This window comes from Myxococcus dinghuensis (genome assembly GCF_024198235.1).
GTDB classification, from domain to species: Bacteria; Myxococcota; Myxococcia; order Myxococcales; family Myxococcaceae; genus Myxococcus; species Myxococcus dinghuensis.
The window spans coordinates 470837-479580 of sequence record NZ_JAKCFB010000004.1 but is presented as its reverse complement, the minus strand read 5'-3'; the positions used below and the strand labels follow the sequence as shown (position 1 = coordinate 479580).

8 protein-coding genes are annotated in these 8744 nt (G+C 71.5%); 5 read left to right on the top strand and 3 right to left on the bottom strand.

Going from position 1 to position 8744, the window contains the following annotated elements; all coding sequences use genetic code 11:
• Positions 1-1251, bottom strand: a 1251-nt coding sequence (locus LZ198_RS08905; RefSeq protein WP_253971459.1) for a serine/threonine-protein kinase, incomplete at its 3' end; no start/stop codon positions are given.
• 266 nt (positions 1252-1517) lie between these two features.
• On the opposite strand from LZ198_RS08905, the gene LZ198_RS08900 reads away from it, so the two are divergent.
• Together LZ198_RS08900 and LZ198_RS08895 are read left to right on the top strand one after the other, a co-directional pair.
• Positions 1518-2366, top strand: coding sequence for a phosphatidate phosphatase App1 family protein (locus LZ198_RS08900; protein WP_253971458.1), 849 nt, complete (start codon positions 1518-1520; stop codon positions 2364-2366).
• 83 nt (positions 2367-2449) lie between these two features.
• Entirely contained in the window at positions 2450-3346 is an 897-nt protein-coding gene (locus LZ198_RS08895; protein ID WP_253971473.1) for a hypothetical protein, read from the top strand.
• A 20-nt stretch (positions 3347-3366) separates the two neighbouring features.
• Here the strand turns inward: LZ198_RS08895 and LZ198_RS08890 are convergent, their stop codons facing one another.
• Complete coding sequence (locus tag LZ198_RS08890) at positions 3367-4704, bottom strand: hypothetical protein (RefSeq protein WP_253971457.1); 1338 nt, start codon at positions 4702-4704, stop codon at positions 3367-3369.
• Positions 4705-5067: 363 nt separating this feature from the next.
• On the opposite strand from LZ198_RS08890, the gene LZ198_RS08885 reads away from it, so the two are divergent.
• Complete coding sequence (locus LZ198_RS08885) at positions 5068-6873, top strand: acyl-CoA dehydrogenase family protein (protein ID WP_253971456.1); 1806 nt, start codon at positions 5068-5070, stop codon at positions 6871-6873.
• Positions 6874-6883: 10 nt separating this feature from the next.
• On the opposite strand, the gene LZ198_RS08880 is transcribed toward LZ198_RS08885, so the two are convergent.
• Positions 6884-7594 (bottom strand): PilZ domain-containing protein, encoded by a 711-nt coding sequence (locus tag LZ198_RS08880; protein ID WP_407667387.1) that lies wholly within the window; start codon positions 7592-7594, stop codon positions 6884-6886.
• A 264-nt stretch (positions 7595-7858) separates the two neighbouring features.
• On the opposite strand from LZ198_RS08880, the gene mraZ reads away from it, so the two are divergent.
• Entirely contained in the window at positions 7859-8311 is a 453-nt protein-coding gene (gene mraZ, locus LZ198_RS08875) for a division/cell wall cluster transcriptional repressor MraZ (RefSeq protein WP_253971454.1), read from the top strand.
• 46 nt (positions 8312-8357) lie between these two features.
• The gene (locus tag LZ198_RS08870; RefSeq protein ID WP_253971453.1) at positions 8358-8744 is read left to right on the top strand and encodes an STAS domain-containing protein; all 387 of its coding nucleotides are present in this window, start codon (positions 8358-8360) and stop codon (positions 8742-8744) included.

Here is an 8744-nt window from a genome sequence, read left to right as displayed (position 1 = left end):
GGGCGGGGGCGGGGCGGTGGGGGGCGGGGGCTCCGTCGTCACCGCGACGGCGGCGGAGGGCGCGGACGCCGCGGGGTCCGCCGCGGGGGTGGCGTCGGGGACCGCGGGGATGGGTTGGGTGGTCCGCTCGCGGCGACCCTCCGGCTGCGCGCGCGGGGGCGTCGTGGGAGCGGGCGGCTGGGGGGCGGGGGGCAGCTCCAGCGCGGCCGGCGTCAGCGTGCGGGTCGGCCTGCGCTCGGACAGGCCCCGCGTCCAGCGCGCCATCTGCGTGAGGAACTCGCGCGGCAGCAGGACGGGGCGCCCGTCGGCGACCAGCTCCGTCTCGAACAGGTAGCCCATGAAGTGGCTGAGCGCGCTGCTGGAGACGTCCGGCGAGGCGGTGTGGAGATGGCGGGTGAGGGCCTCGGCGAAGGCCTCGGCGGTGGGGTAGCGCTGGTCGCGCTCCACGGCGAGCGCCGTCAGGAGGATGCGCTCCAGGGCCGGCGGGATGTCCGGCTGCAGCTCGCGGGGGCGCGGGAAGTCGCCCAGGGCGATCTTCCGCATCACGTCCGACACGCTGCCCTCGAACGGCAGCCGCCCGCACAGCGCCTCGTAGAGGACGCTGCCCGCGGCGAAGATGTCCGTGCGCGCGTCCAGCTCCCGTCCCCGGGCCTGCTCGGGCGCGAAGTACGCGTACTTGCCCTTGGCCTCGGTCTCGTCGGACTCGGCGCCGCTGGCCAGCCGCGCCCGGGCGATGCCGAAGTCCACCAGCTTCACCTGGCCCTCGAAGCTGACGAGCACGTTCTGCGGGCTGACGTCGCGGTGGATGATGCGCAGCGGGCGGCCCCGGTCGTCCAACCGCGTGTGGGCGTAGGCCAGCCCCTCGAGCATCTCCACCACGACCAGCAGCGCCAGGGGCTGGGGGAGCGTGTACAGGCCCTTCTCGCGAGCCCGCCGCATCACCCGCGACAGCGGATGGCCGTCCACCCACTCCATGGCGATGAAGTACTGCCCGTCCACCTCGCCGAAGTCGAAGACCTGCGCGATGTTGCCGTGGCTCAGCTCCGCGGCGATGCGCGCCTCGTTCACGAACATGGAGACGAAGGCGCTCTGGTCCTCGTAGCCCGGGAGGATCTTCTTGATGACGACCGGCTTGGAGACCCCCGCTACGGCGGTCATGCGGGCGCGGTAGATCTCCGCCATCCCGCCCGTCGCGATGCGCTCGAGCAACTTGTACTTGCCGAAATAGAGCCCTTCGGGGGGGTGCTCCACGGGTTGTCCGGCTCCTCTGGGCGCACCGGGCCGCTGTGCATGCCCCTCCACGCGGCCTCCACGAGGCCCGCGAGAAGCTATCATCAGGGTCACAGAAACGTTAACACGGGAAAATTCCGTTGAAAATGCTTGCTTACATTTTTCTCCTTGTCTGCCTTTTCTTCACAAGTCAGGCGTTCGCGGCTCCCGGGGTACTCCTGGCCCCCGTGCTCGGGCGGCCGGGGGGAGTCTCGCTCCATGGGCGGGTCCTGAAAGAGGCTCCAGACGTGGGAAGCACCGCGCTGTCGAGAAACGTACGGCGGCTCGCCGCGCGCAACTGGGAGGGCGCGAAGGTGGAGGTGGTGTTCCAGGGCGTGACGGCGACGGTGACGAGCGGGCACGACGGCTACTTCGAGGTGAACCTCCGCCCACCGGAGGGCGGCCGCTTCACGGTGGGGGCGTCCCAGGCGCAGGCGCGGGTGGGCGAGGTGTCCGCGAGCGCGCGCGTGGAGGTGGTGGCGGATGCGCTGGGGCTCCTGGTGGTGTCCGACTTCGACGACACCGTGGCGGTGACGGAGGTGACGCGGCCGACGAAGCTGGTGGCGTCGGCGCTGCTGAAGGACGCGGACACGCAGCCGGTGGTGCCCGGCATGGCGGCGTTCTACCGGTGTCTGCGTGGGGGCGGGGAGATGCCGGCGTTCGCGCTGGTGAGCGGCTCACCCATCCAGTACCTGCCTCGCGTCGGTGGCTTCCTCACGCGCCACGGGTTCCCCGCGGGCTTCGGGGTGTACCTGCGGGACCTCGGGCCGGGGACGATGTCCGGCTACAAGCAGCCCCTCCTCCGGCGCCTGCTCCAGCAGTTCGACGCGCCGGTGGTGCTCGTGGGCGACTCGGGTGAGAAGGACCCGGAGGTGTACGCGCAGATTCGCGAGGAGTTCCCCGGGCGGGTGAAGGCCATCTACATCCGCGACGCGGGGCGCACGAAGGACGCGAGCCGCTTCCAGGACATGGTGCTGTTCAAGGAGGCCCGTGCGGCGGCGGACCACGCCGTGGACGCGGGCCTCGCCGACGCGGGGTGCGTCGCGACGGGGTTCCTGAAGGTCGACCCGGCGACCGCGGGACCGACACCTCCGTGAGCACGCGAAGCCCACGAGGCGGGGGCGCCAGGCAACCCACGGGTGAGCCGCGAGCGACACCGCCACGGGTGCTCGCGATGGCGATGGCCGGACTCGCGCGGTGCCGGCGAGGGACGCGCGCGGCATCGCGGGTGATTGCCTTCGCCCTGCTCGTGTCGTCGGGCGGGCTGCTGGCGTCGGGCTGTCGGGACGAGAAGCCCGCCGCGCCGCTCCAGTCCCTGCGCCCGGAGCCGCTCCCGTCCCTGGCCTCGTCGACGGAGCCGCGTGGGGATGGCGGGGCTCGCGACGCGGGGGCGGCCGTGGCGATGGCGCCGGTGTACGGCGAGCCCCTCCCCGAGGCCGCCGTGCGCCTCCAACTGGAGGGCGAGCGCGTGCGCGTGGGCGGCGAGGCGTTCGAGCCCTCGAAGCCGGGGGACGCGAAGCGGCTGGCGGAGCGGGTGAAGGGGCGCGAGGTGCTGGTGGTGCCGGACGCGGACACGTTCCTGGCGCAGACGTCGGAGCTGCTGGAGGTGCTGCGCGACGCCGCGAAGCGGACCTGGCTCGCGCACCCGGACGCGCCGGTGGCCTACCCGGTGGTGCTGCGAGACGAGGAGGGCTTCCGCGCGTGGCTCGCGGAGGTGGCGCCCGGGAAGCTGCGCATCATCCAACGCGCGGATGGCTTCGAGCTGAGCACGAGCGTGGGCAAGCTGCCGGGGCCGGACGCGAACGGGCCCTCGGTGCCGGTGCGCGAGGGCCGCCAGGACCTGGCGACGTTGCGCCACGGCCTGGGGTTGCTCGCGGGGCGCTTCAAGACGTCCGAGGACATCTGCCTCGTGCCCTCGTTCGGCACGGAGGTGGCGCAGGCCGCGCGGGCGTTGGGCGCCGTGTACACGGCACCGGGCGAACCCCTGTTCGAGACGCTGTGCCTGGTCTTCCCCACGCCGCCTCGACGCGGAGGCGAGGACGCGGGCGCGAAGCCCGGCCCCACGCCGTCCGAGTAGCGCGCGAGGCTCCGCTCGGGTCAGGGGTCGAAGCCGAAGAGGAACAGGTCGGAGCGTCCGTTCGCCGTCCACTTCGTCGCGCCGGTCTGGAGCGTGTCGTGGAAGAGGCCCACGACCGCCGCGCGACCGTCCGACGTGACGGCCACGCTGCTCTCGTCGACGCCGAGGACGCCCAGGTCGAGGCCGCTCGGGTAGCCCCGCGCCCAGCGGAGCTTGCCCTCGATGCGGTCGAACTTCGCCACGTACACGTTGGCGGCGCCGTTCGGGTTGCCAGCCAGCGGTCCCAGGACCGCGAGGTCCGGGCTGCCTCCCTGGTAGCCGCCGGCGACGACCACGCCGTCGTCCTCCTCGCTCATGGCGACGCCGCCGATGTCGAAGCCGAAGTTCCTGGCCCAGCGCTCGTCGCCATCGCGTGTCCAGGCCGCGACGAAGGCGTCCTGGTTGGTGCCCACGTTGTCGGTGGCGACGTGGGGGCCGTCCACGTAGGTGAAGGCGCCGCCGAACGTTCCGACGAGCACCACGCGGTTGCCGTGGGTGGCCACGTCATGACCGAAGCCCACGGCGCCCGGCAGGCGCCTGCGCCAGACCGGGGAGCCTTCCGGGGACAGCTTGACGAGGTACGGCTCGGCGACGGGGTCGTCGCCCTGGGCGTCCCCTCCGACGTAGAAGCACCCGTCGCTGTCGGCGGTGGCGGCCCGGCCCTCGCTCCGCGGCATCTGTCGGTCGGTGAACGTCCATTGCCGGACACCCTCCGGGCCGTACTTGATGAAGGCGAGCTGCCCGCTGCCGCTGCCCACCGTGTAGCCGCCGACGCCGATGTTGCCCGCCCTGTCCGTCGTCAGGGCCTGGGGCCATATCTCCCCGTCCGGGAGGGGGCGCAGCCAGAGCAGCTTCCCGGTGGCGTCGAGCTTCGCCAGATGCACCGCGCTGTCCAGCACGCCACCTCCGGCGGAGATGAGCAGCACGATGTTGTGCTGGGCATCCACGACGTGCCGCATCCCGTAGGTGCTGTGGAAGACCTTGAGCACCTGGGCCTGTCCCCGCGCGTCGTAGCGTGCGAGCACGGTGTGCCATTCGGTCGGGTCGTCCGAGCCCTCGATGGGGCCGGTGCCCACGTCGATGCTGCGCGTGAAGTTCACCATCGCGAGGATGCCGCCCGCCTTGTCGCTGACGAGCCGCGCGGACTCGTCGCCACCGGGGCCGGTGAGGGGGCGTGTCCAACGGGGAGGGGAGGCGGGCGTGGCGAGTCGCTGCTCGTGTGTCGGGGCGGGCCCTGGGGCACTCGTCGGTGTCGCCACCGCGACCCACCCCGTGAAGAAGACCGCCCCGCCCAACAGCGCCAACATCTGTCTTCCCATCCCCATGACATCCCCCCAGCGCCGGAGGCCCCATGCCTCGCCGGTGTGAGGTCGGATGCGTGCGCATGGCGTGCGGGGAGAGCCCGCGTGCGGCGGCGGGAAGCGTCGCGCGCGCCACATTCGCGCCGCCCGTGCGTCGCCTGTCCCGAGGCGCATGGCCCGTGGGCACGATGCGTGGGCCCTTGCCCAGGGGTCCGCCTGGCGGAACGGACCGCCTGGCGGAACGGGCCTCGCGCGCTCCACGCGAAAAGGGCTGGCCTGCCCGTCACTCCTCCGATGAAGTCGCGCTCCCTAGCTTGCCAGGAGCGGGCCGAGTGCCTGCTCGGCGGAAGGCAGCTCCTTCCGCGCATCCCGGAGGTCGTGATGGTCGCCGAGAACGCAGCTTCGTCGTCGCGGGACATTCCCACCGGTGGTGCCTTCCTCTTCGAGGAGGTCGGCGCCACGCGCTTCGTCACGCCCGAGTCCTTCACGGAGGAACAGCGCCTCTTCTTCAAGACGGCGCTCCAGTTCAGCCGCGAGAAGGTCCTCCCACAGGCGCCGCGCATCGAGCACAAGGACAACGCCCTCCTGAGGGAGCTGCTGCGTCAGGCGGGCGAGCTGGGCCTGCTCAGCGTGGACATCCCGGAGGCCTACGGCGGCATCGGGCTGGACAAGACGACGTCGCTGCTGCTCGCGGAGGCGATGAGCCTCAACGGCTCCTGGTCCGTCACCTTCGGCGCGCACACCGGCATCGGCACGTTGCCCATCGTCTGGTTCGGCAACGCGGCCCAGAAGGCGAAGTACCTGCCGAAGCTGGCCACGGGCGAGTGGGTGGCCGCCTATGCCCTCACGGAGCAGGGCAGCGGCAGCGACGCGCTGGGCGCGAAGACGCGGGCGGTGCGCTCGCCGGACGGCAAGCATTGGATCCTGAACGGCTCCAAGCTCTACATCACCAACGCCGCCTTCGCGGACGTGTTCGTCGTCTTCGCCAAGGTGGATGGAGATCGCTTCACGGGCTTCATCGTGGAGAAGGACACCCCGGGCCTCACCGTCGGCCCGGAGGAGCACAAGATGGGCATCCGTGGCTCGTCCACGTGCCCGCTGTATTTCGAGGACGCGCGCGTGCCCGCGGAGAACCTGCTGGGCGAGGTGGGCAAGGGGCACAAGATCGCCTTCAACATCCTCAACTACGGCCGCCTGAAGCTGGGCGCGGGCGTCATCGGCAGCATGAAGCTGCAACTGCAGAACGCGCTGAGGTTCGCCCAGGAGCGCAAGCAGTTCGGCACGCCCATCGTCCGCTTCCCGCTGTCGCGCGAGAAGCTGGCCCGCATGGTGTCGCTCATCTACGCGCTGGAGAGCATGACGTACCGCACGGCGGGGCTCGTGGACGCGCGCCTGTCCTCCCGAGACAAGGGGGCGCCGGACTACGAGGGCCACCTGCTGGCCGCCGTCGAGGAGTACGCCATCGAGTCGTCCATCATGAAGGTGTACGGCTCCGAGGCGCTCGGTCAGCTCGTGGACGACGCGGTGCAACTGCACGGCGGCGCCGGCTACATCGAGGAGTACCCCGTCGAGCGCGCCTACCGCGACGCGCGCATCAACCGCATCTTCGAGGGCACCAACGAGATCAACCGCATGCTCATCACCGGCATGCTCCTCAAGCGCGCGGTGAAGGGGGACCTGCCCCTGTTCGCCGTCGCGGGCGACATCGCCCGGGAGCTGGACCAGGGCGAACTGCCCCGCGCGCGGCTCGACGACGCGCTCGCGCCGCAGGAGGTGGCCGCGGAGGTCGCCAAGCGCCTGGCGCTCCACGGCCTGCGCGTGGCGGCGGAGACGTTCGGCCCCGAACTGGAGAACCACCAGGAGGTGCTCGCCGCGCTCTCCGACGTGGTGATGGACGCCTTCGCGCTGGACTCGCTGGTGACCCGCACCCGGCAGACGGCGCAGGGCGGCACACCGGACGCCACCCGGCTCGCGCTCGTGCGCCTGTACGCGTTCGACAGCATCCCTCGCGCGTATGACCGGACCCGCCGGGCGCTGTGCGCGACCCTCGAGGGGGCCGCCCTGGAGAAGGAGCTGAAGCGCCTGCGCGCGCTCGACGTGTTCACGCCGTATGACCCGGCGAAGCTGCGCGAGACGGTGGTGACGGCCCTGGAGGCCACGGGCGGCTACCCGCTCCAGCAGGACTGAGGCCGCGCCGTCACGGCATCCGCGTGACGGCGTCCATCCCGAAGCTCACCCGCGCCTTCCAGGGCGCGGGGGGCAGCGACTCCAGCGCGAGCAGCGCGTCCAGCCGGCGCTGCATCTCCGGCCGCAGCCGCCCGAAGGTGGCGCCCAACCCCGGCGTCACCGTATTGCTGTTCTTCCGGGGCACCGACGAGGTCCACACGACCTCCCCGTGCAGGAGCAGCGCCCCTTCCGTGAGGTCCATCTCCAGGAGGAAGGGCGTGCCCACGCGGACGTGGCGGGGGAGGGTGGCCGACTGCACCTCCAGCCCCACGCCGCCCCGGGAGATGTCCCGGACCAGGAAGCCCGGCGCGAACGGGGCCGCCTCCACCGCGCGCAGGTGCAGGGGCAGCCGCGGGAAGCGCCGCAGCCCCTCCCGCTCCTGGACGGAGAAGATGCGTTGGATCATCGCGTCCAGCGCGCTGCGATCCTCGCCCGCCCCATAGCGCACGGTCAGCAGATACCCCTGCTCCCGCTGCTGGGGTTGGACCTGCACCACCTCGCCGTGGACCTCCACGGGCCGGGGCACACCCCGGGCGTGAAGCTCGAAGGTGAAGCGGGTCCCCAGGGGCAGCTTGCGGCGGGTCTCCAGCGTGACTCCGCCTTGACCCACGCTGCGCGTGTACTCCCCCACCAGGGACTGTGGGCTCTGATAGGCCACTTTCAGTCGCACGTTCGTGTTCACGCGACTGACACTCTGCGCTCTTCCAGGGGGGAGCTCAAGTTTACCCCAGCGCCATGGGTAGGACGTTGTGACGCGGCAAACACCTGACCTTCCAGGTGTGACGGCCTGTCTGGATGTCAGGGACCCACCGGCGGGGTGTTCCAGCCTGTTGCGCTTTCTTGACCCCCCCTGGGGGGCCGCGTATGAATGCCGCCCGGTAGTGGCAAGAAGTGGGAAGGAGTGGAGCTTCATCCCCTAGTGGGCTGAAAAGGTGGATCGTCCCCCGTGTTCCGAGGCGTCTATGAGCACCAGATCGACGCGAAGGGGCGGACCAGCCTCCCGGCGAAGCTCCGGGAGACGCTGGTGGGGGCGTACGACGAGCGGCTCATCGTCACGACGGCGCTGGACCGGTGCCTCCACGCGTATCCGGTCCGGGAGTGGGAGGCGCTGGAGGCCTCGCTCGCCCGTCGCAATCCCATGGAGCCCGGGGTGAAGACGCTGATGCGCCTGTACGTGGCCAGCGCCCAGGAGTGCCCGTTGGACCGGCTGGGGCGGCTCTTGATTCCCCCGTCGCTGCGCTCCTACGCGGGGCTGGAGAAGGACGTGGTGTGGGCGGGGATGGTGAAGGTCATCGAGCTCTGGAGCCGCGAGGGGTGGGCCAAGGCCCAGGAAGAGGCCCGCCAGGAGGCGGCCTCCGCGGACGTGATGAAGGTGCTCTCCGAGCTGCGGCATCCGTAGCCGGAAAGTCGACAGAAGCAGGCAGTGCCAGGAGGGTGGCAAGCGTATGAATCAGGTTCTGGAGGTTCGGCGAAGGGCGGCGAGCGTGTTGGCGGGAGCCGACCGCGTGGAGACGCTGATGCTCGAGGGCGAGCTGAGCGAGCAGGACCTGCTGGAGCTGTGCGACGACCTCACCCGGCGCATGCAGCGCGGGCTGCGCCAGGTGGTGGTGGACCTGTCCGACGTGGGCCACCTCAACTACAAGGGCGTCAGGCCGCTGATGGCGCGCGCCGAGGCCTTCCGCCGCACCGGCGGCGACCTGAAGCTGTCCGGGCTGTCGCCGTACCTGGCGGCCATCTTCCGGGCCGCGGGCGCGCACGACGCCTTCGAAATCTACCCGCACATGAACGACGCCCGCGCCTCCTTCGCGCTCGCGCGGGCTCCCTTCGTCTGA

Coding starts and splice junctions, on each gene's coding strand:
- LZ198_RS08870 (WP_253971453.1), top strand. CDS start 8,358: ATGAATCAGGTTCTGGAGGTTCGGCGAAGGGCGGCGAGCGTGTTGGCG.
- LZ198_RS08890 (WP_253971457.1), bottom strand. CDS start 4,704: ATGGGAAGACAGATGTTGGCGCTGTTGGGCGGGGCGGTCTTCTTCACG.
- LZ198_RS08885 (WP_253971456.1), top strand. CDS start 5,068: ATGGTCGCCGAGAACGCAGCTTCGTCGTCGCGGGACATTCCCACCGGT.
- LZ198_RS08895 (WP_253971473.1), top strand. CDS start 2,450: ATGGCCGGACTCGCGCGGTGCCGGCGAGGGACGCGCGCGGCATCGCGG.